This is a genomic window from Corallococcus terminator (genome assembly GCF_003611635.1).
Taxonomy (GTDB): domain Bacteria; phylum Myxococcota; class Myxococcia; order Myxococcales; family Myxococcaceae; genus Corallococcus; species Corallococcus terminator.
In genome coordinates, this window is sequence record NZ_RAVZ01000785.1 from 1 (window position 1) to 526 (window position 526).

The 526-nt window shown below is 70.0% G+C and carries 1 protein-coding gene; it reads right to left on the reverse strand.

The features are described from left to right. Positions 1-240: 240 nt before the first annotated feature. Positions 241-526, reverse strand: a 286-nt coding sequence (locus D7V88_RS43550; RefSeq protein WP_158625300.1) for a hypothetical protein, incomplete at its 5' end; no start/stop codon positions are given.

Consider the following 526-nt stretch of genomic DNA (forward strand, 5'->3'; position numbering starts at 1 on the left):
CCGATGGGACTCGGCAGCGCGTCATGCCGGCGAGAGTCCTGCACTGGGCCCGGGCGGGGCAGGACAGGAGCGCCCATGGACGGCAAGGCACGTCACGGCGGAGCCAGTGCAGGCGCCCGGGCACCCGGCAAGCCAGGAGCGGCGCGTGAGGTGGAGCTGGAGGAAGGGCCCCAAGCTGGGGAGCTTCCTGCGAGTGCACCCCAGAACGAATGGACGGCCTCGGGCTGCGGCGAGTCCTCCTCAAGCCTTGGCGCCGTCCTGCAGTTGCTGGCCTTTGACGTGCGGGGCAGGAGCAGTCGAGGGGATGGCCTCGGGCTGCTTCGGATTCACCGAAGGCGTGGGAGCCGTCCGGCCTTTCTCGGGCTTTTCCGTCGCGTCGGGAGCGTCCACGGATTCAGCGTCGAAGGGCTGGGCATGGAGGAAGCGCTCTTCAAGGCGAAGGCCCCGCGTCCCCGCCTGCTTCTTGCGCGTGAGGGGGGTATGGAGGCTGACGTCGGGCAGCGTGGCGTAGCAGATGGGCAGGTGG